Annotated in this window: 24 protein-coding genes; 9 read left to right on the forward strand and 15 right to left on the reverse strand. The window is 66.1% G+C overall.

Annotated features, from left to right (window positions below):
- Position 1: 1 nt before the first annotated feature.
- The 3 genes from lptE to EOD43_RS01605 are packed head-to-tail and all read right to left on the reverse strand — an operon-like array spanning position 2 to position 3,538.
- On the reverse strand, positions 2–532 hold the full coding sequence (gene lptE, locus EOD43_RS01595; protein ID WP_127740450.1) for an LPS assembly lipoprotein LptE: 531 nt from the start codon (positions 530–532) through the stop codon (positions 2–4).
- Positions 529–3,060, reverse strand: a complete 2,532-nt coding sequence (leuS, locus tag EOD43_RS01600) for a leucine--tRNA ligase (protein WP_127740452.1) — start codon at positions 3,058–3,060, stop codon at positions 529–531. Before leuS ends, lptE begins: the two co-directional genes overlap by 4 nt.
- Before the next feature lie 37 nt (positions 3,061–3,097).
- Complete coding sequence (locus EOD43_RS01605; protein WP_127740454.1) at positions 3,098–3,538, reverse strand: DUF3576 domain-containing protein; 441 nt, start codon at positions 3,536–3,538, stop codon at positions 3,098–3,100.
- A 228-nt stretch (positions 3,539–3,766) separates the two neighbouring features.
- Here EOD43_RS01605 and EOD43_RS01610 point away from each other — a divergent pair, with 228 nt between their 5' ends.
- Positions 3,767–4,480, forward strand: coding sequence for a porin (locus EOD43_RS01610; protein ID WP_240653039.1), 714 nt, complete (start codon positions 3,767–3,769; stop codon positions 4,478–4,480).
- Here the strand turns inward: EOD43_RS01610 and EOD43_RS01615 are convergent, their stop codons facing one another.
- Entirely contained in the window at positions 4,481–5,014 is a 534-nt protein-coding gene (locus EOD43_RS01615; protein ID WP_127740456.1) for a thiamine phosphate synthase, read from the reverse strand. It abuts the gene before it with no gap.
- A 21-nt stretch (positions 5,015–5,035) separates the two neighbouring features.
- Between EOD43_RS01615 and EOD43_RS01620 the strand changes: the two genes are divergently transcribed.
- Both EOD43_RS01620 and EOD43_RS01625 read left to right on the forward strand, forming a co-directional pair.
- On the forward strand, positions 5,036–5,695 hold the full coding sequence (locus EOD43_RS01620) for a YggS family pyridoxal phosphate-dependent enzyme (protein ID WP_127740458.1): 660 nt from the start codon (positions 5,036–5,038) through the stop codon (positions 5,693–5,695).
- A complete protein-coding gene (locus EOD43_RS01625) occupies positions 5,692–6,735 on the forward strand; it encodes an enoyl-CoA hydratase/isomerase family protein (protein ID WP_127740460.1) in 1,044 nt (347 codons plus the stop codon). The genes EOD43_RS01620 and EOD43_RS01625 overlap by 4 nt, the downstream gene beginning before the upstream one ends.
- Before the next feature lie 133 nt (positions 6,736–6,868).
- Here the strand turns inward: EOD43_RS01625 and EOD43_RS01630 are convergent, their stop codons facing one another.
- Together EOD43_RS01630 and EOD43_RS01635 are read right to left on the reverse strand one after the other, a co-directional pair.
- Positions 6,869–7,777, reverse strand: a complete 909-nt coding sequence (locus EOD43_RS01630) for a zinc transporter ZntB (RefSeq protein WP_240653040.1) — start codon at positions 7,775–7,777, stop codon at positions 6,869–6,871.
- On the reverse strand, positions 7,777–8,520 hold the full coding sequence (locus tag EOD43_RS01635) for a precorrin-2 dehydrogenase/sirohydrochlorin ferrochelatase family protein (RefSeq protein WP_127740464.1): 744 nt from the start codon (positions 8,518–8,520) through the stop codon (positions 7,777–7,779). Before EOD43_RS01635 ends, EOD43_RS01630 begins: the two co-directional genes overlap by 1 nt.
- An 83-nt stretch (positions 8,521–8,603) precedes the next feature.
- Here EOD43_RS01635 and EOD43_RS01640 point away from each other — a divergent pair, with 83 nt between their 5' ends.
- Positions 8,604–9,596, forward strand: a complete 993-nt coding sequence (locus EOD43_RS01640) for an aldo/keto reductase (protein ID WP_127740466.1) — start codon at positions 8,604–8,606, stop codon at positions 9,594–9,596.
- 57 nt (positions 9,597–9,653) lie between these two features.
- On the opposite strand, the gene galU is transcribed toward EOD43_RS01640, so the two are convergent.
- Genes galU through argH form a run of 4 tightly spaced genes read right to left on the reverse strand, consistent with a single transcriptional unit; the run spans position 9,654 to position 13,425 of the window.
- On the reverse strand, positions 9,654–10,520 hold the full coding sequence (galU, locus tag EOD43_RS01645) for a UTP--glucose-1-phosphate uridylyltransferase GalU (RefSeq protein WP_127740468.1): 867 nt from the start codon (positions 10,518–10,520) through the stop codon (positions 9,654–9,656).
- An 8-nt stretch (positions 10,521–10,528) separates the two neighbouring features.
- Entirely contained in the window at positions 10,529–11,800 is a 1,272-nt protein-coding gene (gene lysA, locus EOD43_RS01650) for a diaminopimelate decarboxylase (RefSeq protein ID WP_127740470.1), read from the reverse strand.
- A gap of 9 nt (positions 11,801–11,809) precedes the next feature.
- Positions 11,810–12,052 (reverse strand): lipoprotein, encoded by a 243-nt coding sequence (locus EOD43_RS01655; RefSeq protein WP_127740472.1) that lies wholly within the window; start codon positions 12,050–12,052, stop codon positions 11,810–11,812.
- Positions 12,049–13,425: an argininosuccinate lyase gene (argH, locus tag EOD43_RS01660; protein WP_127740474.1), complete on the reverse strand. Its 1,377-nt coding sequence runs from the start codon at positions 13,423–13,425 to the stop codon at positions 12,049–12,051. The genes EOD43_RS01655 and argH overlap by 4 nt, the downstream gene beginning before the upstream one ends.
- On the opposite strand from argH, the gene EOD43_RS01665 reads away from it, so the two are divergent.
- Both EOD43_RS01665 and EOD43_RS01670 read left to right on the forward strand, forming a co-directional pair.
- The gene (locus EOD43_RS01665) at positions 13,385–13,990 is read left to right on the forward strand and encodes a TlpA family protein disulfide reductase (RefSeq protein ID WP_240653041.1); all 606 of its coding nucleotides are present in this window, start codon (positions 13,385–13,387) and stop codon (positions 13,988–13,990) included. The genes argH and EOD43_RS01665 overlap by 41 nt on opposite strands.
- Before the next feature lie 49 nt (positions 13,991–14,039).
- Entirely contained in the window at positions 14,040–14,822 is a 783-nt protein-coding gene (locus EOD43_RS01670; protein ID WP_127740478.1) for a DODA-type extradiol aromatic ring-opening family dioxygenase, read from the forward strand.
- Here the strand turns inward: EOD43_RS01670 and EOD43_RS01675 are convergent.
- The gene (locus EOD43_RS01675) at positions 14,802–15,398 is read right to left on the reverse strand and encodes a DedA family protein (RefSeq protein ID WP_127740480.1); all 597 of its coding nucleotides are present in this window, start codon (positions 15,396–15,398) and stop codon (positions 14,802–14,804) included. The genes EOD43_RS01670 and EOD43_RS01675 overlap by 21 nt on opposite strands.
- A 128-nt stretch (positions 15,399–15,526) precedes the next feature.
- Here EOD43_RS01675 and EOD43_RS01680 point away from each other — a divergent pair, with 128 nt between their 5' ends.
- Entirely contained in the window at positions 15,527–16,057 is a 531-nt protein-coding gene (locus tag EOD43_RS01680; protein ID WP_127740482.1) for a DUF1993 domain-containing protein, read from the forward strand.
- Here the strand turns inward: EOD43_RS01680 and EOD43_RS01685 are convergent.
- From EOD43_RS01685 to recF, 3 genes are all read right to left on the reverse strand, one after another.
- Positions 16,035–16,490 (reverse strand): YaiI/YqxD family protein, encoded by a 456-nt coding sequence (locus tag EOD43_RS01685; protein WP_127744574.1) that lies wholly within the window; start codon positions 16,488–16,490, stop codon positions 16,035–16,037. The two genes, EOD43_RS01680 and EOD43_RS01685, sit on opposite strands and share 23 nt — an antisense overlap.
- Before the next feature lie 154 nt (positions 16,491–16,644).
- Positions 16,645–19,125, reverse strand: coding sequence for a DNA topoisomerase (ATP-hydrolyzing) subunit B (gyrB, locus tag EOD43_RS01690; RefSeq protein WP_127740484.1), 2,481 nt, complete (start codon positions 19,123–19,125; stop codon positions 16,645–16,647).
- Between the two features lie 46 nt (positions 19,126–19,171).
- Complete coding sequence (gene recF, locus EOD43_RS01695) at positions 19,172–20,224, reverse strand: DNA replication/repair protein RecF (protein ID WP_127740486.1); 1,053 nt, start codon at positions 20,222–20,224, stop codon at positions 19,172–19,174.
- A 63-nt stretch (positions 20,225–20,287) separates the two neighbouring features.
- Between recF and EOD43_RS01700 the strand changes: the two genes are divergently transcribed.
- Complete coding sequence (locus tag EOD43_RS01700) at positions 20,288–21,007, forward strand: hypothetical protein (RefSeq protein WP_240653042.1); 720 nt, start codon at positions 20,288–20,290, stop codon at positions 21,005–21,007.
- Positions 21,004–21,447: an acetyltransferase gene (locus tag EOD43_RS01705; RefSeq protein WP_127740488.1), complete on the forward strand. Its 444-nt coding sequence runs from the start codon at positions 21,004–21,006 to the stop codon at positions 21,445–21,447. The genes EOD43_RS01700 and EOD43_RS01705 overlap by 4 nt, the downstream gene beginning before the upstream one ends.
- Before the next feature lie 7 nt (positions 21,448–21,454).
- Here the strand turns inward: EOD43_RS01705 and EOD43_RS01710 are convergent, their stop codons facing one another.
- Complete coding sequence (locus EOD43_RS01710) at positions 21,455–23,716, reverse strand: NADP-dependent malic enzyme (protein WP_127740490.1); 2,262 nt, start codon at positions 23,714–23,716, stop codon at positions 21,455–21,457.
- Positions 23,717–23,772: the final 56 nt, after the last annotated feature.

Raw genomic sequence — 23,772 nt, forward strand, 5'->3', positions numbered from 1 at the left:
CTTATTGGCTGCTGGCGGCGGCGCGGTCGCCCTGGCGGCGCAGATAGGTGGCAACGCGCGCTACGATCTGATCGGCGAGCATCGTGCTGAGCCGTTCGAGCGCAGTCTGTTCGGCCGCGATCGTCGCATATTCGGAGCTGACGACGTCGATGCCTGCGTCGGCCGACGCGGTCTGATCGAGCATCACGCTGCCCGTGCCGACGTCGACGAGGCGATAGCGCGCGCGCAGCTGCCGCCGTTCGCGGGTGACGGCGCTGTCCTGCCGAATACCGAAGCCGGTGATCGAATCGTCAAGTTCGACTTCGAGCCGGTAGAGCGCGGTCGTATCGCGGTGATGAAGCCGATCGTTGAGCGCGGTGCGCACCAGCCAGCCGCGCTGCCCCTCGATCGGGCCGACTTCGACGGCGTTCAGCGCCGATGCGGTCGAACCCGCTTCGCCGGTGCCGTAAAGCGGCCGCAGCCCGCATGCGCTGAGCAGCAGAGCCCCCGTGCTCAGGGTTGCGGCGAGCAGGAGCGGACGAAGCGGCTTCATACGACGATATTCACCAGACGATCGGGCACGACGATCACCTTCTTCGGGCTGGCCCCGTCGAGTGAACGGACGATCTTTTCCGATGCCATCGCCATCGCCTCCAGCGCGGCGCGATCGGTGCCCTTGGGGGCGACCAAAGTATCGCGCAGCTTGCCGTTCACCTGTAGCGCGATCGTGACCTCGTCGTCGACCAGCAAGGCGGGGTCATGTTCGGGCCACGCCGCGTCGGCTACAAGACCGCTCTCGCCCAGACGCGCCCAGGCTTCCTCGGCCAGATGCGGCACCATCGGCGCGACAAGGCGGATCAGCGTGCGTGCGGCGGCATCACGGCTTGCGGAAGGCGAAGCCTTCTCGATCGCATTGGCGAGTTCATGGAGCTTCGCGACCGCCCGGTTGAAGCCCAGCGCGTCGATATCGGCGGCGATACCCGCAATCGCGCGGTGCAGCTTGCGGTCGAGATCCTTGTCCTCGCCCTCTGCGGCCTCGCCCGGCTCGGTGATGCGCCACAGCCGGTTCACGAAGCGCCAGCAGCCTTCGATCCCGCTCTCGGTCCATTCCAGATCGCGCTCGGGCGGGCTGTCGGACAGCATGAACCAGCGGACCGCATCGGCGCCATATTGGTCGACGATCGGGCCCGGATCGACCGTGTTCTTCTTCGACTTCGACATCTTTTCGATGCGGCCGATCTTGATCGGGATGCCGGTGTCACGCTCAGTCGCCGTCGATCCGTCGATCACGACCTGCGATGGCTCGTACCAGGTGACATGGCCGGCCGGATCGGTGGTGAAATAGCTCTGGTGCGTCACCATGCCCTGCGTGAACAGGCCGGTGAACGGCTCCTTGACGCTGATCTTGCCGATCCGCTCCAGCGCGCGCGTCCAGAAACGGGCGTAGAGCAGGTGGAGGATCGCATGCTCGACCCCGCCGATATACTGGCCGACCGGCAGCCACTTTTCGGCGATCGCGCGATCGAACGGCTGATCGTCGGGCTGGCTGGCGAAGCGGATGAAATACCAGCTCGAATCGACGAAGGTGTCGAGCGTGTCGGTTTCGCGCACTGCCGGGGCGTTGCAGGACGGGCAGGCAACATGCTTCCACGTTGGATGGCGATCCAGCGGGTTGCCGGGAATGTCGAAGCTGACATCCTCGGGCAGGACGACGGGCAGCTGCGCCTTGGGCACCGCGACCGGGCCGCACGCCTCGCAATGGATGATCGGGATCGGCGTGCCCCAGTAACGCTGGCGTGAGACGCCCCAGTCGCGCAGGCGACACACGGTGGTGCCCGTGCCCCAGCCTTCGCCTTCGCCGCGCGCAATCACCGCCGCCTTCGCCTCGTCGACCGACAGGCCGTCCAGGAAGCGCGAGTTCACGATCCTGCCGGGGCCGACATAGGCCTCGTCATGGATCGGCGCGTCGGCTTCCTCAGGCGAGGGGGCGACGACGCGGGTGACGGGCAGCGCATATTTGCGCGCGAAATCCAGATCGCGCTGGTCGTGCGCCGGGCAGCCGAAGACCGCGCCGGTGCCATATTCCATCAACACGAAGTTCGCGACGAACAGCGGCAGCTTCCACGTCGGATCGAGCGGATGCGTCACCGAAAGGCCGGTGTCGAAACCCTTCTTCTCGGCGGTCTCGATCTCGGCAGCGGCGGTGCCGGTGCGCTTGCAATCCTCGATGAAGGCGGCGAGTTCGGGATTGTTCGCCGCCAGCGCCTGCGCGATCGGATGATCGGCGGCGATCGCGGAGAAGCTTGCGCCGAACATCGTGTCGGGGCGCGTGGTGAACACTTCGAACCCGTCGATGTCGCCAACGGGCTTATCGAGCGCGAAGCGGAAGCGCATGCCCTGCGACTTGCCGATCCAGTTCTCCTGCATCGTCCGGACCTTTTCAGGCCACTGGTCGAGTGTCTTGAGACCGTCGAGCAGATCTTCGGCGAAATCGGTGATCTTGAGGAACCACTGGCTCAGCTTGCGCCGTTCGACCAGCGCGCCCGAACGCCATCCGCGCCCGTCGATCACCTGTTCGTTGGCCAGCACGGTCATATCGACCGGATCCCAGTTGACCGCCGATTCCTTGCGATAGACGAGGCCGGCGGCATAGAGATCGAGGAACAGCGCCTGTTCCTGCCCGTAATAATCGGGTTCGCAGGTCGCCAGTTCGCGGCTCCAGTCGAGCGCGAAGCCGAGGCGCTTCAGCTGCTCGCGCATCGCCGCGATATTGGCGCGGGTCCAGTCGCCCGGATGCACCTTCTTTTCCATCGCCGCATTTTCGGCGGGCATGCCGAACGCGTCCCACCCCATCGGGTGCAGCACTTCATGCCCCTGCATCCGGCGGAAACGGGCCAGGACGTCGCCCATCGTATAGTTGCGGACGTGGCCCATATGGATGCGCCCCGACGGATAGGGGAACATCTCGAGCACATAGGCGCGGGGCTTCGCACTGGTATCGTCGGCGTGGAAGCTGCCTTGCTCTTCCCACACGCGCTGCCAGTGCGCGTCCGCCTTCACATGGTTGAAACGCGCGTTCATCAATATTTCCGAAAATCCGTCAGAGAAGGGGCGGCGATCAGCCCCCGATCGTCACGCGGCGCAGATCGCGCGCCTTGGTGAGGATGATGTCTTCAAGCTTCTGCGCGGTCGCCGCCTGCACCGAAGCATCGACCCAGTTGCCGTTCTGCAGCACCTGGCGGATCGGCGACACGCGCACCGCATCGGCGCGCAGATCGGCGTCGAGGATCGTGACGGTCAGCTTCATGCGCTCGGCCGGCTGATTGGGGTTCACATACCAGTCGGTCACGATCACGCCGCCGTTCGAATCGGTCTGCAGCATGGGCATGAACGACAGGGTTTCGAGCGCGGCCTTCCACAAATAGGCGTTGACGCCGATCGTGGTGACCTTCGACGCCGCGATGTCGGACGCGACCCGCGCCTTCTTGTTGCCGCCGCCGCAGCCGGCAAGGGCAGCGATGAGCGCGATGGCAATCGCGGTGCGGGCTTGGATTTTCATGCGCGGAACGTCCTCGGGATCTCGATGTCGCGCCGTTATAGTTGGTCCGCCCGCCCCCGCAAGAGCGCGGGCGTTTGCACGCTGCAACCATGCGCGCGGACGCGGGTTGTGGAATATGTGCAACAGGGTGCGGAATTCGGACTCGGGCGGCTGGCATTCGCGCGGAAACGCGTGCTAAGCGCGGCGGAACGATAAGCCGATTTCCGTACAGGCGAGTCTTTTAAGACGATGACGAACAGGGGGATCATAGCAAGACTGGCTGGCGCCGCTGCGGCTGCGTCGCTGTTCCTGCTCGCGCCTGTTACGCCGGCCCTGTCCAAGCAGGCCGACGCCAAGGTCAAGATCGTCCGCAAGCGCGCCAATATCGGCTTCTTCACCCCCGCCGCATCGAACCCGGCCCGCGCCGCCTCGCTCGCGCAGGCGGGTCTCGACATGGGCGATGCCGGTTTCCGCTTCACCCCGTCGGGCAGCGGCAATCGCCGCGCCGTCACTGTCGCGGTGCGTGCGCGCAACACCAAGTTCACCCCCACGCGCAACGGTGCGCCGCTCAGTGCGACGGTCGCGGGCCTCGAACCCTCGGCCTACAGCCTGGGCGCTTCGGTCGGCTGGAAGCGTTTCGCGCTCGCCGGCGATGTCGCACGGGTCGATGGCGGCCTGATCGCCGAAAGCCGCGAGATCGCCGATCTGGGCCTCAGCTATACCGGCAACAAGTGGAGCACCCGCCTGCTGTTCGGCGCCGAACGCGCTTCGAACGATCAGACGCGGATCGCTGGCGTCGATCAGAGCCTGTCGGTCGATCTGGGCGGCTCTTATTCGGTGACCAAGAATCTCGAGGTCACCGGCGGCCTGCGCTACAAGTCGCAGCGTGAGCGGCTCGACCTGGGCAATGATCAGCGCCTCGACAGCCAGGCGCTCTATATCGGCACTGCCTTCCGCTTCTGATCAGTGGGTCCAGGCGTCGATCGCCGCCCATCCATAAGCGCCGAGCCGCATCGCGATCCGCCCGCGCTTGGCGTTCATGCCGCCTAAGCCCAGCACTGGCGTCCGCGTCGCTTGCATAAGCGCTGCGAACCGCATCGGGCCCAACGCCGGTGCGCCGGGGTGCGATCGCGTCGCGTGAACCGGGGATAGCAGGATCAAAGCCGCGCCCGATCGTTCGGCCGCACGCAGTTCGCGCAGATCATGGGCCGGCGCAGTACCGGGACGGGGCGGTCCGGGGCGGCGGTGATGGCTCCCGTCGGCGCGCCACTGTCGTGCCGACGCCTCGTCGCCCGCGATGAACAGCACCAGCCCGCGCCGCCGGCACACAGTACGAAGCCGATCGAACAGCGCACGCCTCTCTGCGGCCGGTGTCGCATGATGCCGGAAAATCACGCCCGCGCCGCGCGGCATTCTCGTGACGGCGGCGAACAATGCGTCGCCCTGCCGCTCGTCGGTCATCATCCACAGCTGCGGGTAAGGGTGGCGGCGCTTCATCACCCCCCCTATAGCAGCGACATGATCGCGATCGACACCAGCCCGTTGGCCGATATCCGCGCGCGCATCGCGCACACCGCCGACATAGCCGGGCGCAAAGCGTCCGACATCGAACTCATCGCCGTTTCGAAGACGAAGCCCGCCACGGCGATCCGCCCGCTGATCGACGAAGGCCAGTTGAGCTTCGGCGAAAATCGCGTGCAGGAGGCGGAGGAGAAATGGCCCGGCCTGCCGCGTGAAAATGTGCGCTTGCACCTGATCGGCCAGCTTCAGTCGAACAAGGCGCGCGAAGCCGTGGCGATGTTCGATGCGATCCATTCGGTCGACCGCCCTTCGCTGATCGAGGCGCTGGCCAAGGCGATGGATGCGGCGGGCAAGCGCCCCGATTGCTTCATTCAGGTCAATATCGGCGCGGAGGATCAGAAGGGCGGCTGCGCGATCGACGATCTGCCGGTCATCCTCGCCCGCGCGCGCGATGCCGGGCTGCCGGTGATCGGCCTGATGGCGGTGCCGCCGCTCGATACCGAACCCGCGCCCTATTTCGCTCTGCTCGCCAAGCTGGCGAAGCGGCATGAGCTGACCGGGCTCAGCATGGGCATGTCGGGCGATTTCGAAACCGCGATCATGGTGGGCGCAACGCATATCCGCGTCGGCACCGCGCTTTTTGGGGACAGGGCATGACCGATCTGGTGCGCTTCGCGGTCGAAGGCGGCGTTGGCCGCATCAGCCTGACCCGCCCCAAGGCGATCCACGCGCTCAACCTCGAAATGTGCCAGGCCATGCTCGATCAGCTGGTCGAATGGATCGGCGATGTTCAGGTGACGACCGTGATCGTCGATCATGGCGAAGGCCGTGGCTTCTGCGCCGGCGGCGACGTGCGCTGGCTGGTGGCCGAAGGCAGCGAGGACGATGCACGCGCCTTCTTCCACACCGAATATCGGCTGAACCATCTGATGTTCACCTATCCCAAGCCGATCGTGGCGTTCATGGACGGGGTGACGATGGGCGGCGGCGTCGGCATTTCCGCCCCCGCACGCTATCGGATCGCGACCGAGAATACTGGGCTTGCGATGCCCGAGACGACGATCGGCCTGTTCCCCGATGTCGGCGGTGGCTGGTATCTGGCGCAGCTTCCGGGCGCTGTCGGCGCCTTCCTCGCACTCACCGGCGCGCGGCTGGACGGTGCGGAGTGTTTGGCGCTCGGCCTCGCGACCCATTATCTGCCGTCGGACTCGTTGGCCGACGTGAAGGCCGCGATCGCCGCCAATCCGGGCGATATCGACGCGATTCTGGCGGCCGCCTCGGTCGAGCCGCCCGCGGCGCGCATATTGGGCAATCGAGACCGAATCGATCGGCTGTTCGGCCTGCCGCGTTACGAGGATATTCTCGCTGCGCTCGCCGATGATTCATCCGCTTGGGCGGCGAAGGAGCTGGCGACGCTCAGCCACAAGTCGCCGTCATCGTGCAAGATCAGCCTGCGCCTGCTGAAAGAAGCGAAGGCGGTGCCCGATTTCGCGGCCGAAATGGCGCTCGAATACACGCTCGCCGCGCGTGTCGCGGTCGCGCAGGATTTCCACGAAGGCGTGCGCGCGCTGCTGATCGACAAGACGGGCGAGCCCAAATGGCGCCCGCCGACGCCCGAGGCGGTGACCGACGAAATGCTCGACGCCGTCTTCGCGCCGCTTCCCGAAGGGCAGGGCTGGAGCCCGCAGCCGCTCTGAAAATCCTCCCCCGGAGGGGGAGGGGGACCGGCGCAGCCGGTGGAGGGGTAGCTCTCCGCAAGCGCATTGCTGCCGGCCAATACCCCTCCGTCAGTCCTGCGGACTGCCACCTCCCCCTCCGGGGGAGGACCGATCAGCTCTTGAACCAGTTCCGGATCACGAAATAGGCGGTCACGCTGATGCCCACCAAGGCGCAGAAGGCCGTCACCACCCAGAAACTGTAGGGGTGGTGGGCATAGGGTATGCCGTCGACATTCATGCCCAGCAGCCCGGTGACGAAGGTCAGCGGCAGGAAGATCATCGCGACCACCGCGATGGCCAGCGACCGGCGATCGATCTTTTCGGCGCGCAGATCGGTGATCTGTTCGTGGAGCAGCGCCGATCGTTCGCGCACCGCCTCCAGTTCCTCGGCCATGCGCGCGAAGCGATCGGCGGCTTCGCGGATGTGGATGCGGTCGTCATCCTCGATCCAGGCGGTCTGCAGCGTGCTCATCGTCTCCAGCGCCTGACGCTGCGGCACGATGAAGCGGCGGAAGCTGATCGCCTCGGATCGCGCCTTCGTGATCTCGCGGCGCTGCTCGTGGACGCGATCGGCGTCGAGGGCGAGTTCGCAATCGTCGACCTTGTCGCCCAGTTCGGCGACCACAGGATCGAGTTGTTTAGTGATCATGATCGCGATCGCGGCGATCAGGTCGCCCGGATCCTTATACTCATGTTTGTGAGCATGCTCACACAGTTCGTCGAGGCCCGCGAGCTGGCGGAAGCTGACCGAAATGACGCGCCCCGGCTCGGCCCAGATGCGGATCGAGACGAGCGCATCGCCCTCCTCGTCCTGCACCTTGCGCAAGCCCCGCAGGTTGATCAGCGTGCCTTCTTCCAACGGCTGGCAACGCGGGCGCGTCTCGACTGCGGTCAGCGCCATCCGCGCCGTCAGCGGCAGATCCTGCGCGTCGAGCCACGTCACCGATTCCGGATCGCGCCCGTCGAGATGGGTCCAGCACAGATTGGGGGGATTGCCGATATGCCAGGTGCCGGTTCCCACTATGCAGTCTCCAGATCGATCGACAGGCCCGGCGGAAGCGCGTCCGGGGGCGCGGCGCATGCGATGCGTTCGGCATCGGCGCGCGCGCGGTTCAGGATGGCGGCCGGCGCTTCGGGCCGGTGATAGATGCGGTCCGCACGCCCCAGCAGCCGCGCCTCACGCAACGTCAGATCGTCGGGATCGTCCGATCGCAGATGCAATCGGATGAGGCCGGTTTCGGCGGGCGTTTTGGAGGCATCGAGCCATGCATCGACATCGCCCTTACCGTGGATCGGATCGAGCGGCCCGGCGAGCGCGGCATCGATCGCGTGGCGGCGATCGTCGGCTTGGGGCCAGCGGTCGCGGATGCGGGGCTGGGCGGCGTAGAGCGCGGTCGCGAGCTTGCCCAATGTCGCGGGCAACAGTGCCTCGATCCGTTGACGCAGGACTTTCGCGAGCCCCGCCGATGTTCCGCCGGTACCGATCGCGATCAGCACCGGATCACGATCGACAATCGCGGGCAAAGTGAAGTCGCACAGATCCGGCCGGTCGGTCACGTTGATCAGAACGCCGCGCGCGCGCAGCCGTGCCGCCGCAGCCTCATCGCCATCCGCAACGATCGCCAGCGCCGCCGTGGCGCTTTCATCGACGATATCGGCGCCCGCGCGTTCGAGCAGGCGGCGTTTGGCGTCGGCGGCCGGGCCGGCGCCGATCAGGATCACCGGGCGGCCCTTCAGCGCGACGAAGATCGGCAGGCTGTGCATCGATCGCCTTGTTACGCGCGTGACAGATTTTGCCAAGCGGTGCAGGAGGGGAGGGCAGGGTTTGTCTAGCGACGGAGTCGAGAATGGCTAAACGCAAAATCGGGCAGTTCGAGATCAACCCGATCGGCCTCGGCTGCATGGGTTTCAGCCACGGCTATGGCGGCCGCCCCGATGAAGCGACCGCGATCGCCGCGCTCAATCACGCGATCGATATCGGCTATGATTTCCTCGATACCGCCGCAGCCTACGGCATGGGCGCGAACGAACGGCTGGTGGGCAAGGCGCTGCGCCATCGCCGCGACGAGTTCACTTTGGCCTCCAAATGCGCGCTGGGCGCCACCCGCGAAGGCGGCCGCGCGATCGACGGCACCCCTGAAGGAATCGCCCTGACGCTCGATCAGTCGCTCGAACGACTCGGTGTCGATCACATCGATCTCTATTATCTCCACCGGCGCGATCCCAACGTGCCGATCGAGGAGTCGATCGGCGCGCTCGCGCGCGGGGTCGAGGCGGGCAAGATCCGCTCGATCGGCGTGTCGGAGATTTCGTCGGACCTGCTGCGCCGTGCGCATGCGACGCATCCGATCGCCGCGATCCAGACCGAATATTCGCTATGGACGCGCAATCCGGAGATCGCCCTGCTCGATACGTGTCGCGAGCTGGGCGTGACCTTCGTGTCCTTCTCACCGGTCGGGCGTGGCTTCCTGGCGGGCGCTGTCGATGCGACGACGACCTATGAACAGGGTGACATGCGCGGACCGATGCCGCGCTTCAATGCGCCGAACCTCGCCGCCAATCTGGCGCTGCTCGATGCCTTCCGTGCCGTCGCCGCCGATCAGGGCTGCACGATCGCGCAACTCGCCATCGCCTGGGTGCTGGCGCGCGATCCCGCGATCGTCACCATCCCCGGCACGACCAATGCGGCGCATATGGACGAGAATATGGGCGCGCAGGACGTCGCTTTGTCGCCCGCGCGGATCGCCGAACTCGATGCGCTGATCAACCAGACGACCGTCTCGGGCAGCCGCTACACGCCGGCGATGCAGTCGATGGTGTCGACCGAAGAGTTCGCCTGAGCATCCTGAAGTGCGGAAAGTTTCCCATAGGAAACTTTCCGCACTTTGTAGGCGGCGTCAGATGTTCGCGATGAACGCCCGGATCGAACCGGCGATTTCGGGCCGTTCGAGCGCCAGCGCGATGTTCGCCTGGATGAAGCCGGCATTGTCGCCGCAATCGTGGCGGGTGCCGTCGAAAGTCTGGGCGTGGAACGGCTGGACGCCGATCAGCTTTTCCATCGCGTCGGTCAGCTGGATCTCGCCGCCCGCGCCACGCTCGCCCTTGTCGAGCAGGTCGAAGATTTCGGGCTGCAGGATATAACGGCCTACAAGCGCGAGGTTGGACGGCGCGGCGCCCTGCGCGGGCTTTTCCACCATCCGCTTGATCTCGGTCGCGCGGCCATCCTGCGCTCCCGGATCGACGATGCCATATTTGTGGGTCTGGTCGGCGGGCACTTCGAGCACCGCGACGACATTGCCGCCCTTCTTCTCATAGGTCTCGGTCATCTGCGTCAGGCAGGGCGAGGCCGGATTCCACAGAAGCTCGTCGGGCAGCAGCACCGCGAACGGCTCGTCACCGACCAAAGACCGCGCGCAGGCGACCGCGTGGCCCAGGCCCAGCATCTGCTGCTGCCGGACGAAGGCGGCCTTGCCGGGGGCGAGGCGGGTGGTTTCGAGCAGGTCGATGAAGCTCTGCTTGCCCTTGGCGGCAAGGTCGGTCTCGATCTCGAACGCGCGGTCGAAATAATCCTCGATCGCGCCCTTGTTGCGTCCGGTCACGAAGATCATCTGCTCGATCCCCGCGGCCTTCGCCTCGTCGACCGCATATTGGATCAGCGGCCGGTCGACGACGGGCAGCATTTCCTTGGGAACGGCTTTTGTGGCGGGAAGAAAGCGGGTGCCGAAACCGGCGACGGGGAAGATGGCCTTGCGAACGGGCTTCATGCTCACTCCTACAACCAGGGCGGCAGCTTATCTGCCGCGATCAGGCTTTCGATCGGCTGCCTCTCCCGGACTAGCGCCCAATTGTTACCGGAGACGAGAACTTCGGGCGTCAATGCGCGGGAATTATAAGTATTTGCCATCGTTGCGCCATAGGCGCCTGCCGTCATGAAGGTGACGAGATCGTCGGCCTCCACTGCGTCCATTTCGCGATTCTTGGCGAAGGTATCGCCCGATTCGCAAATGGGGCCGACGATGTGCGCGGTCATCCGGCTGCCGTCGGGTTCGACGTTCCGTACCTCGTGATAGGCGTCGTACAGGCTGGGCCGCATCAGATCGTTCATCGCCGCATCGACGATCACGAACGGATCGGTGACGCCCGGCTTCACGCGGATCACCTTCGACAGCAGCACGCCGGCATTGCCCACGATCACCCGGCCCGGTTCGAACAACAGGCGCACGTTCCAGCCCGCCGTCACTTCGCGCACCATCGCGCCATAGACGTCGGGCAGGGGGGGCGTGGGCTTGGCGGGATCATAGGGGACGCCTAGGCCGCCGCCCAGATCGGCGGTGACGATATCATGGCCCGCCGCCCGCAGATCCGCGATCAGCGCGCCGACCTTTTCGAATGCCGCGCGTGAGGGATCGAGGTTGGTCAGCTGGCTGCCGATATGCACCGCGACGCCGCGCACGTTCAGGCCGGGCAGTTCGGCCGCGCGGGCATAAGCGGCCATCGCCCGATCATAAGCGACGCCGAATTTGTCTTCGGATCCGCCGGTCGAAATCTTCGCGTGGGTGCCGGCGACGACGTTCGGATTGATGCGGAAGGCGATCGGGGCGGTGGTTCCCAGTTCGATCGCCACCGTGCTCAGCATCTCGGCTTCCGGCTCGGATTCGACGTTGAACTGGTAGATGCCTTCGCGCAGCGCCAGCTTCATCTCGTCGGCGGTCTTGCCGACCCCCGAAAAGACGATGCGATCGGCCGGGATTCCGGCCGCGCGTGCGCGCAGCAGCTCGCCACCCGACACCACGTCGGCGCCAAGGCCCAGCTTGGTCAGGATCGCCAGAACCGCGCGATTGGGGTTCGATTTCACCGCAAAGGCGACCAGCGGCTTTTCGGGCGTCGATTCGACGTCGGCCACCGCGTCCAAAAAGACGCGCGCATGCCGCTCGATCGTTGCGGTCGAATAGACATAGACGGGCGTGCCCACCGCAGCCGCGATTTCGGGCAGCGCCACATCCTCGGCGTGGAGGACGCCGTCCTTGATATCGAAATGGTCCATCGTGAAAACTCAGCCGGGAGGGGGCAGATCGAACCGGTCGTCGGGGCGTTCCTCGGACCGGGTCAGCAGATCGTCGGTGCGGCGCGGCCGCGTGTCGACATTGGGCGTCAGCAATTGTGGAACGGTCGGCTGAACGGCGGCCGTCGCCGGTTTCTGCGGCAGGCTTTGGCCGGCGGCGGGCTTCAGCGCCTCGCGCTGGCCGCAACCGGCAAGCGCGACCGTCAGGGCCAGCAGGGCGATGCGTGTCTTCATGCGTCGATCCCCAATGCGGCTTTCGCCTCCGCGATTCGTGCCCGCACCTGATCGGGCGCGGTGCCGCCGTGGCTGCGGCGGCTGGCCACCGAAGCATCGACCGACAAAGCATCATAGACGCGATCGTCGATCCGTGCGTCGATCGCCTTCAACGCCTCGATCGGCAGCTTGTCGAGGGCCAGCCCTTCGCGCTCCGCAAGCTTAACGGCCGTTCCCGTAATGTGGTGCGCTTCGCGGAAGGGCACGTCGGCCACGCGGACCAGCCAGTCGGCCAGATCGGTCGCGGTGGAGAAGCCGGCTTCGGCCGCCTGGCGCAGGCGGGGCGCGTTGAACGTGACCTTTTCGACCATCCCGGTCATCGCCGCGATCGACAAAGCGAGCAGATCGTGCGCCTCGAACACCGGCGGCTTATCGTCCTGCATGTCCTTCGAATAAGCGAGCGGCAGGCCCTTCATCGTCATGGTCAGCGCCATCATGCAGCCCGCGATCCGCCCCGAATGGCCACGCACCAGCTCGGCCGCGTCGGGATTGCGCTTCTGCGGCATGATCGAACTGCCGGTCGAATAGCTGTCGGGCAGCGAGACGAAGGCATAAGGCTGGCTCGCCCAGATGATGAATTCCTCGGCCAGCCGCGACAGGTGGAGCGACGCCTGCGTCGCCGCCATCAGATAATCGAGCGCGAAATCGCGGTCGCTGACCGAATCGAGCGAATTGTCGGTCGGCGCGTCGAAGCCAAGCGCCGCCGCCGTCATCGCCCGATCGATCGGGAAGCCGGTGCCCGCCAGCGCCGCCGAACCCAGCGGGCAGCGATTCAGCCGCGCGCGCGCGTCCGCAAAGCGGCTGCGGTCGCGCCCGATCATCTCATAATAGGCCATCAGGTGATGGCCGAGCGTCACCGGCTGGGCGACCTGCAGATGGGTGAAGCCCGGCATCACGCTCGCGGCATGTTCGCCCGCGCGGGTGACGAGCGCGGTCTGCAGCGCCTTCAGGCCCGCCTCGACCGAATCGATCGCGTCACGCACCCACAGCTTGAAATCGGTCGCAACCTGATCGTTGCGGCTGCGCGCGGTGTGCAGCCGGCCGGCCGCGGGGCCGATCAGCTCGGCTAGCCGCGTCTCGGTGACCATGTGGATGTCTTCGAGCGCCAGATCGACCGGAACGCCCTTTTCGGCATATTCGCCCTCGATCGTGGTGAGGCCGCCGGTGATCGTCTCGGCATCCGCCGCGCTCACGATTCCCTGTTTCCCCAGCATGGCGACATGGGCTTTCGAACCCGCTATGTCCTGCCGCCACAGCCGCTTGTCGAAAGGGATAGAGGCGTTGATTTCGCGCATGATCGCAGCCGGGCCTTCGGCGAAACGCCCGCCCCACATGGTATTCGCATCGTCGGTGCGGCCGGTAATCGCCTGTCTCCTCGCGCTTTCGCTGGCGGCTTGCGATACTAAGCCCGCCGAACAGTCGCAAGCAGCCATCCCGCCCGAACAGGTCGGCAAGGTCGATATTTCGAAGCGTGGGCAGGATATGCCCGCCATTCCGTTCGTCGCGCCCGGCGGTGGCCCCGCCACGCTGACCGCTTTCCGCGGCAAGCCGCTGATGGTCAATCTGTGGGCGACATGGTGCGGCCCGTGCATCGCCGAGATGCCGACGCTGGAAAAACTGGCGGGCAGCGACGATCGTTTCCAGCTGATCGTCGTCAGCCAGGATCTGGAGGGGCAGAAGATGGTCGGCCCCTTCTTCGCCAAGGAAAAGCTCAGGACGCTCAAGCCCTATCTCGATCCGCAGAACGTGCTGATGCAGGCGTTCCAGACCGAAACTCTGCCCACCACGGTGTTCTTCGACGCGGCGGGCAAGGAGCAGTGGCGCGTGCTGGGTGCGATGGACTGGAGCGGGGACAAGGCGAAAACGCTGATCGACGGGGCGATCGGGCCGGCCGCCTGAGTCAATTGACACGCTTGAAAGCAGTCGGCCCCGTCACGATCTAAACGTCATGCGACAGCCCACTTTCTACATCCCGCATGGCGGCGGCCCCTGTTTCTTCATGGACGATCCCAAGGGCGTCTGGACGGGGATGGAGGCGTTCCTGCGCGACCTGCCGGGCACGCTGGCCGAACGGCCGCGCGCGATCCTGATCGTGTCGGGCCATTGGGAAACGCGCGGGTTCCAGTTCACGGGCGCTGCGCAGCCGCCCTTGATCTTCGATTATTACAATTTTCCGCCGCACACCTATCAGCTGACCTATCCCGCGCCCGGCGATCCCGATCTGGCGGCGCGCGCGGCGGCGTTGCTGAACGCGGCGGGGTTCGATGCGGGCGTCGATCCCGAACGTGGCATCGATCATGGCGTGTTCGTGCCGTTGAAGGTGGCTTTCCCCGATGCGGACGTACCGGTGGTCGAAATGTCGCTCGACCGCGATCTCGATCCCGCCTTGGCCTTCGATGCGGGTGCGGCGCTTGCGCCCCTGCGCGACGAAGGCGTGCTGATCATCGGTGCGGGGATGAGCTTTCACGACCTGCGTCTCTATGGCCGCGCGCAGGCGAACGATCCGTCGAAGCTGTTCGACGACTGGCTGGTCGAAACCGCCGCCAATCCTGCCGAACGTCGCGACCGCCTGATCGCGTGGAGTCGCGCCCCCGCCGCCCGCGTCGCGCATCCGCGTGAGGAGCATCTGCTGCCGATGATGGTCGCCGCCGGCGCCGCATCGGGCGCGGGCACGCATATCTATGGCGAGCGCGTGCTCGAAGCCTCGATCTCAGGCTTCCGCTTCGATTGAGACGAGAGCGGCGCGGCGTTTCTCGCGTCGTTTCCGCCACCACAGCCAGATCAGGAAGCAGGTGCCCGGAATCGGGAAGGCGATCATCAATTCGGTCTTGTAGGGCGCAAGGCTGGCGAGCAACCGATCGACCGCCGGGCCGAACAGATAGCCGATCGTCACGAAGATCGCCGACCAGATCAGGGCCGCGATGACGTTCAGCGTCGCGAACCGTCGCCAGCGCATCCGCGTGAGGCCGATCGCGATGGGGCTGACCATCCGCAATCCGTAGAGGAAGCGGAACAGCAGGACATAGGCGTTGGGATAACGTTCGACGAAGCCGATCGCCTTGGCGAAGGCGGGCTTTTGTCGTGCGCGCTGAACGAAGGGGCGGTCGCGGAAGCGGCGGCCGAGCAGGAAGAAGAGTTCGTCGGCCACAAGCGCGCCGAACGCGATCGCCAGCCACGCCTCGACCGGGGTCAGCACGCCGCGATGCGCCATCACCCCGCCGGCGATCGCGGCGGTTTCGCCCTCGAATCCCGCGCCCAGCGCAATCGCCCAGGCGCCATATTCCAGAAGATGGTCGAAGCCGGCCATGAGATTCCTGATGTGTCGCCCCCAACATAGGGATACGGGCCGCATTCGCCACGGGTTTCAACGCTTGACAGCAGGCTGCCGGAAGTGGCCGATGGCGCCCGATCCAGATCACCGGAGGGGTGCTTTCCATGTCGCTCTACGCTCTCTCGATCCCGGTCCTGCGCCGGGGCCTCGTCAACATGATCGCCTGTCTCGACAAGGGCGTTGCCTGGTGCGCGGAAAAGGGGCTGCCCGAAAGCGAGCTGCTCGATGCGCGGCTGGCGCCCGACATGCACCCGCTGACCCGCCAATATCAGATCGCGAGCGACGCGGCGAAGGGGGCAGGCGGGCGGCTGACGGGTGGTGAGCCGCCGTCGATGGTGGACACCGAAGCGAGCTTCGCCGAACTGCGCGGGCGCGTCCAGCGCACGATCGACTATCTCGACACGGTCGATCCGGCCACCGTCGATGCGAAGGCCGGCACCGAAGTGCTGGTCAAGCTGCCGGGGGCCGAACTGCGCTTCGCGGCCGAGGATTTCCTCGCCAGCTTCGTCTTCCCGAACTTCTTCTTCCACGCATCAATGGCTTACGCGATCATGCGGATGAAGGGCGTGCCGCTGGGCAAGATGGATTATCTACAGCTGCAGGACGTGATCGTCAGGACGCCCGCCGCAGCCTGATTATCGCCTCGTCCAGCGCGGACAGGAAGCGCGATCGATCGGCCTTGGAAAAGGGCGCCGGCCCGCCGATCGCATCGCCCACCGCGCCTGCGCGCAGATCGGCCATGATCGCGCGCGTCGCCACCTGCGCGCCGATCGATTGCAACGTGAAGGGCTTGCCGGCAGGCGACAGCACGGTCGCCTCCGCCTTCAGGCACCGATCGGCCAGCAATATGTCGGCGGTGACGACGATGGCTTTTCGGTCCGCCTGCTCGGCGATCCAGTCGTCGGCCGCGTCGAACCCATCGCTCACCACCTGCCGCCCGATCAGCGGGTGGGCGGGGATGCGCAGATGCTGGTTGCTCACGATCGTCACCGGCACCTCGTGCCGCCACGCGACCTTGTAGATCTCGTCCTTCACCGGACAGGCGTCGGCATCGACCAGGATGCGGATCGACATCAGATCCTCCCCCGGAGGGGGAGGGGGACCGCGCCGAAGGCGTGGTAGAGGGGTACTCGCCCCACGCGCCTCGCTGCCGGCCAATACCCCTCCACCGGCTGCGCCGGTCCCCCTCCCCCTCCGGGGGAGGATTGTTCAGGGGACACGATCAAACGTCCAGATTGGCGACCGACAGCGCGTTCTGCTGGATGAACTCGCGGCGCGGTTCGACCACGTCGCCCATCAGCCGGGTGAAGATCTCGTCGGCCATGTCGGCCTGCGCGACTTCGACCTTCAGCATCGAACGGTTGGCGGGATCGAGCGTGGTTTCCCAGAGCTGTTCGGCGTTCATTTCGCCCAGACCCTTGTAGCGCGCGATCGACAGGCCCTTGCGGCCCGCAGCGAAGATCGCCTCGAGCAGTTCGGACGGGCGCGTGACCACGGTGCCCTTGGTGGGCGCGACCGGCTCGTCATCGTCCGATGCGACTTCGGCCGACTTGGACGAAACGAGGCGTGCGATCACGGAATAAGCTTCGGCCTGTTCCCCGGCGAGCGTGTGGAGCTTGCGCGCCTCGGTCGAACCCACGAAGGCCGCATCGACGATGTGGTGATCGGTTACGCCGCGCCACAGCCGCTTGAAGTGGTAACCGCCCTCGGTCGTCGCTTCGCCACTCCACTGCGCCTCGGTGTCGGCGCGGCCCTGCCATTCGGCGGCGCGCGTTGCGACGGCGGCGCGCTGATCGACCGGCAGCGCCGGATCGAGCGCACCGGTCAGCGCCAGCGCCTCGACCACAGCAAAATTGTAACGGCGCGGCACATAAGCGAAGAGCGTCGCCATGCGGCGGGCATGATCGACCAGCCCGCGCAGATCCTCGCCCGATCGCGCGCCGGCCGGGCTTTCGAGCACCATCGCGCCCAGGCCCGCATCGATCAGATAGGCGTCCATCGCCGCCGCATCCTTCAGGTACACTTCGGACCGGCCCTTGGCGACTTTGAACAGCGGCGGCTGGGCGATGTAGAGATGCCCCGCCTCGATGATCGGCCGCATGTGGCGATAGAAGAAGGTCAGCAGCAGGGTACGGATATGCGCGCCGTCGACGTCGGCGTCCGTCATGATGACGATCTTGTGGTAGCGCAGCTTTTCCAGGTTGAAGTCGTCGCGGCCGATGCCGGTGCCCATCGCCTGGATCAGCGTGCCGACTTCCTTGGACGACAGCATGCGATCGAAGCGCGCGCGCTCGACGTTCAGGATCTTGCCCTTCAGCGGCAGGATCGCCTGATTTTCGCGGTTGCGGCCCTGCTTGGCGGATCCGCCGGCCGAATCACCCTCGACCAGATAGAGTTCGCACTTGCTGGGATCGCGCTCCTGACAATCGGCCAGCTTGCCGGGCAGCGAGGCGATATCCATCACGCCTTTGCGTCGCGTCAGTTCGCGCGCCTTCTTGGCGGCTTCGCGCGCGGCGGCAGCGTCGATCACCTTCTGGACGATCGACCGGCCATGCGCCGGATTTTCCTCGAGCCATTCGGCCAGCTTGTCGGCCATCAGGCTTTCGAGCGGCTGGCGCACCTCGGACGAGACGAGCTTGTCCTTGGTCTGCGACGAGAACTTCGGATCGGGCAACTTGACCGAGACGATCGCGGTCAGCCCTTCGCGCATGTCGTCGCCGGTCAGCGTCACCTTCTCCTTCTTCAGGAGGCCCGACTTTTCCGCATAATTGTTGATCGTACGGGTCAGCGCCGCGCGGAACGCCGCCAGGTGCGTGCCGCCGTCGCGCTGCGGGATGTTGTTGGTGAAGCAGAGAACCTGCTCATAATAGCTGTCGTTCCATTCCAGCGCGACGTCGATGCCGACATCGTCGCGCTGCCCGGTGATCGCGACCGGATCGGGCATCAGCGCCGTCTTGGCGCGATCGAGCCACTTCACGAATGCCGCGATGCCGCCTTCGTAGAACAGCTCCACCTCATGCGGCTCGGCATGGCGCGCGTCGGTCAGGAACAGGCGGACGCCCGAATTGAGGAAGGCGAGTTCGCGATAGCGATGCTCGAGCTTCTCGAAATCGAACTCGGTGATCTTGAACGTGTCCGCGCTCGGCAGGAAGGTGACCTTGGTCCCCTTCTTGCCCTCGGGCGCCGGTCCGACGACCTTGAGCGGTGCGACCGCGTCGCCGCGCGCGAACTGCATGTAATGCTCCTGGCCGTCGCGCCATATCGTGAGATCGAGGATGTCGCTCAGCGCGTTCACCACCGACACGCCCACGCCGTGCAGGCCGCCCGACACCTTATAGGCGTTGGCATCATTGGTGTTGTCGAACTTACCGCCGGCGTGCAGCTGGGTCATGATGACCTCGGCCGCCGAAACGCCTTCTTCAGGATGGATGCCGGTCGGGATGCCGCGACCATTATCTTCCACGGAGACCGAGCCGTCCGGATTCAGCGTGATGACGATCCGGTCGCAATGGCCGGCCAGCGCCTCGTCGATCGCATTATCGGAAACCTCGAACACCATGTGGTGCAGGCCCGATCCGTCGTCGGTATCGCCGATATACATTCCGGGGCGCTTGCGGACCGCGTCGAGCCCCTTGAGGACCTTGATCGAGTCCGCGCCATAGCTGTTGGGGTTTTCGGTCTTCTGGGGTTCGTTCTCAGACATGCCGATTATATAAGAAGAGACGCCGCAAAACTAAAGCGAAATGGCATCAGGGAAGCTGCATTCGCCACGCGTCGGCGCCTTCGAACAATGCCGGTTCGGTTCCCGTCATCCAGATCTGCCCGCCGCCTGCTGCCAGCCGCTCGAATAAGGCCGCGCGACGGCCGGGATCGAGATGGGCGGCAACCTCGTCGAGCAGCAGGATCGGCCGCGCGCCTTTCCGCTCGGCGACCAGATCGGCATGGGCGAGGATCAGGCTGAGGAGCAGCGCCTTCTGTTCGCCGGTCGAGCTGCGCGCGGCAGGCTGGCCCTTGGTGGCGTGGGTGACGATCAGGTCGCTGCGATGCGGGCCGCTGAGCGTCCGTCCCGCCGCGCGATCGCGTCCGCGGCCCTGCCGCAGCTCGACCGCCAGATCGCTGCCGTTCCACCCGCCGATGTCCAGCGTGGGCCGCGCGAACGGCCCTTCGGGTTCGGCGGCGATCCGATCGTTCAGCGCCGCGACCAGCCGTGCGCGCGCCTGCGCCACGGCATCGCCATGCTCGGCCATCGCCGCCTCCAGCGCGTCGAGCCAGACGGGGTCGGGCGGCGTCTCCTCGCTCAACAGCCGGTTGCGATCGCGCACCGCGGCTTCGTAGCGCGTGGCGTGCGCGGCATGGGCGGGGTCGAGCGCGAGGACGAGCCGGTCGAGAAAGCGCCGCCGCCCGCCGGGCGTGTCGACGAACAGCCGGTCCATCGCGGGGGTCAGCCAGACGAGCGACAGCCATTCGGCCAAAGTGTTGGCGGCGGCGGGCGCGCTGTTGATCCGCACCACGCGGCGTTCGGGCGCCTGCGCTTCGGTGCCCGTGCCGATGTCGATGGGTTCGCCGCTGCCGGCGTCGAGCCGCGCCGCGACCGCGAAGCCGCCCGGCCCGCCGGTGCGCGCCATTTCCGACAGCGCCGCGCCGCGCAGGCCGCGGCCGGGGGCGAGCAGCGACAAGGCCTCGAGCAGGTTGGTCTTTCCCGCGCCATTTTCGCCGGTCAACACGACCAGGCCGGGGCCGGGCTCGATCAGAAGACGCCCGTGCGATCGGAAATCGGTCAGCGCGAGACGGGTGACGGCCATCACTGCCCCTTGCGCGATTTCGGGCTTTGGGGGAAGTCGGGCTGAAAATCGTAAAGGGATGCTATGCGCGCGACGTTGTTGGTTTTGATGCTTGCGCTGGCGGCGCCCGCCCAAGCCGGGCTGCGCGCGACCTATTTCGACGCGGGCAAGACGCGCGCATTGGTGATCGAGGTCGCCGACAATGGCGACGCGCGGATCAGCGAGGCGGACAGCAATGATTACGGCCTGATGATCGGCGATCGATTCTATGTGATCGGCGACAAGGAAGGCGTGCCGATGGTTGCCGACATCGCCGATGTGGGCGCGGCGATCGACCGGATCGTGCCGCCGATCTTCGGCGATATGCTGCGCACGCCCGATGCCACCGCGATCGCGACCAGCCTCACGCTCACGCCCGATGGCGGGCGCACGGTCGGCGGGCGCACCGGCACGATCTATCATGTGAAGGGCATCGACACGTCCGATCCGGCGAAGACGGTCGATTATGTGATCAGCCGCGAAGCGTCGCTCGTCCCCGTCGGCCGCGCGCTCGAACGCTTCATGAATGCGGCTTTGGTGCCGGCGGCGCCTCTGGTCGGCCCTGCGGTCAAGACGATCATCGCCGAAACGCGTGCGATCTTCGCATTGGGCACCCCGATCGACGTCGGCGGCCGCTTCCTGCTCGACAGCGTCGAGACGGTCGATGTGCCCGCCAATCGCCTCAAGCTGCCCGCGACGCCGCAGACCGTCGATCAGCTCGCCGCCTCTATGAAGGCAGAACAGGCCGAGGACGCGCATCGATGAGCAACATCGGTATCCGGCCGTCGACCGTGGCCGATGGCGATATCGTGCTGCGGATATGGCGCGATGCCGTCGATGCGACGCACGATTTCCTCGCGTCCGAGGATCGTGATGCGATCGAACAGGAACTGCGCGATTTCCTGCCGGGTGCGCCGTTGCTGCTGGCGGTCGATGCTGGCGATCGTGCGCTCGGCTTCATGCTGATGGACGATGCGCATATGGAGGCGCTGTTCATCGATCCGGGCAGCCGGGGCAAAGGCGTCGGGCGGACCCTGGTGCAGCACGCGCTCGCGCAGCACGGCACGATTTCAACCGACGTGAACGAACAGAACGCGCAGGCGGTCGGCTTCTACGAGCATTTGGGCTTCGTGCCGACCGGCCGGTCCGAGCGCGACGGGCAGGGGCGTCCTTATCCCCTGATCCATCTGCGCTCGGTGCCCTGATCGATTATCAGCTGGCGATGCCCGAGGCCGCGAGCACGGCGAGGGTCAGGATCTCGCTCGCGTTCGACGACATGGTCATGATCTGGACGGGCTTTTCCATCCCCACCAGCATCGGGCCGATCATCGTGCCCTTGCCCAGTTCGCGCAGCAACTTGGCCGAGATGTTGGCCGACTGCAGGCCCGGCATCACCAGCACATTGGCGGGCGCGGACAGGCGATTGAACGGATAAAGCTCCATCACCTTGGGGTTCAGCGCCGCGTCGGGCGCCATTTCGCCTTCATATTCGAAGCTCGCGCCGCGCTCGTTGAGCAGGGCCACAGCACCGCGGATCGATTCGAGCCAGCTGCCCTCGGGATTGCCGAAGGTCGAATAGCTGAGGAAGGCAACGCGCGGTTCGTGGCCCATCTTGCGCGCGACCGCCGCCGTCTGCTCGGCGATGTCGGCCAGGTCGCTCGCCGACGGACGCTCGCTGACGGTGGTGTCGGCGATGAAGGTCGTGTGGTTCTGGCTCACGAACAGGTGGATACCGCACGGGCGCTGGCCGGAGGCCGGATCGAGCACGCGGCGGACCTGGCGGAACACCTGGCCGTAGGAGCGGGTCGTGCCCGTCACCATCGCATCGGCTTCGCCCAGTGCCAGCAGCAGCGCGCCGAAGATGTGGCGATCCTGATTGACCAGAACCTCGACCTCGCGGCGCAGATAGCCGCGGCGCTTCAGGCGATCGTAGAGATAGTCGACCATCTTGGGGACGATCGGCGAGATGCGGCTGTTGTGCAGCTCGAAGCTCTCGGGATCCTCGACGCCCAGCGCCTTGAGCTTTTCGGGCACGTCGTCGCGGCCGACGAGGACGGGGGTGCCATACCCCAGATTCTTGAACTGGATGGCGGCGCGCAGCACCACCTCTTCCTCCGCCTCGGCGAAGACGACGCGCTTGGGGTGGGCGCGCGCATTTTCATAGGCGTTGGTCAGCACCGACGTGGTCGGGTTCAGCCGCGCCTTCAGCCCCTGGCGATAGGCGTCCATGTCGAGGATCGGCTTGCGCGCGACGCCGGTGTCCATCGCGGCCTGCGCGACGGCGGCGGGCACCACCTCCATCAGGCGCGGATCGAACGGCGCGGGGATGATGTAGTCGCGGCCGAAGCGCGGTGCGGCGCCGCCATAAGCTGCGGCCACTTCCTCGGGCACCTGCTCACGCGCCAGTTCGGCGAGTGCTTGAGCAGCCGCGATCTTCATCTCCTCGTTGATCGCGGTCGCGCGCACGTCCAGCGCGCCGCGGAAGATGAAGGGGAAGCCCAGCACGTTGTTGACCTGGTTCGGATAGTCCGAACGGCCGGTCGCGATGATCGCGTCAGGGCGGGCCGCCTTGGCGTCGGGCGGGGTGATTTCGGGATCGGGATTGGCCATCGCGAAGATGATCGGATGGTCGGCCATCTCCTTGACCATTTCGGGCTTGAGCGCGCCCTTGGCCGACAGGCCCAGGAACACGTCGGCACCCACCAGCGCTTCGGCCAGCGTGCGCTTGTCGGTCTTGGCGGCGTGGGCGGACTTCCACTGGTCCATGCCCTCTTCGCGACCCTGATAGATCACGCCGGTACGATCGCACATGATGACGTTGTCGGCGCGCACGCCCATCGACTTGATCAGCGCGGTGCACGCGATCGCGGCGGCGCCGGCGCCGTTCACGACCACCTTCATCTCGTCGAGCTTGCGGCCTGTCAGATGCGCGGCGTTGATCAGGCCGGCGGCGGTTATGATCGCGGTGCCGTGCTGATCGTCGTGCATGATCGGAATGTTCATCCGCTCGCGCAAAGTCTGCTCGATGATGAAGCATTCGGGGGCCTTGATGTCCTCAAGGTTGATGCCGCCGAAGCTCGGCTCCATCAGCGCTACCGCCTCGATGATCGCATCGGGATCTTCGGTCGCCAGTTCGATGTCGATCGAATCGACGTCGGCGAAGCGCTTGAACAGGACGGCCTTGCCTTCCATCACCGGCTTGGATGCCAGCGCGCCCAGATTGCCCAGGCCCAGGATCGCGGTGCCGTTCGAAATGACGGCGACCAGATTGCCCTTGGCGGTATAGTCGTAGGCGGTGGCGGGATCTTCGGCGATCGCGCGGACGGGCACCGCGACGCCGGGCGAATAAGCCAGGCTCAGGTCGCGCTGGGTCGCCATCGGCTTGGATGCGACGATCTCGATCTTGCCGGGGCGCCCGGTCGAATGGAAGTGCAGCGCCTCGCGATCCGAAAACTGAACCTTGCTGTCGCTCATCGGATATTCCCGCCCCTTATTGGATCGGCTGCGGCCGATCGCGTTCGTGCATGGCC

The organism is Sphingomonas crocodyli, from assembly GCF_004005865.1.
Lineage (GTDB): Bacteria > Pseudomonadota > Alphaproteobacteria > Sphingomonadales > Sphingomonadaceae > Rhizorhabdus > Rhizorhabdus crocodyli.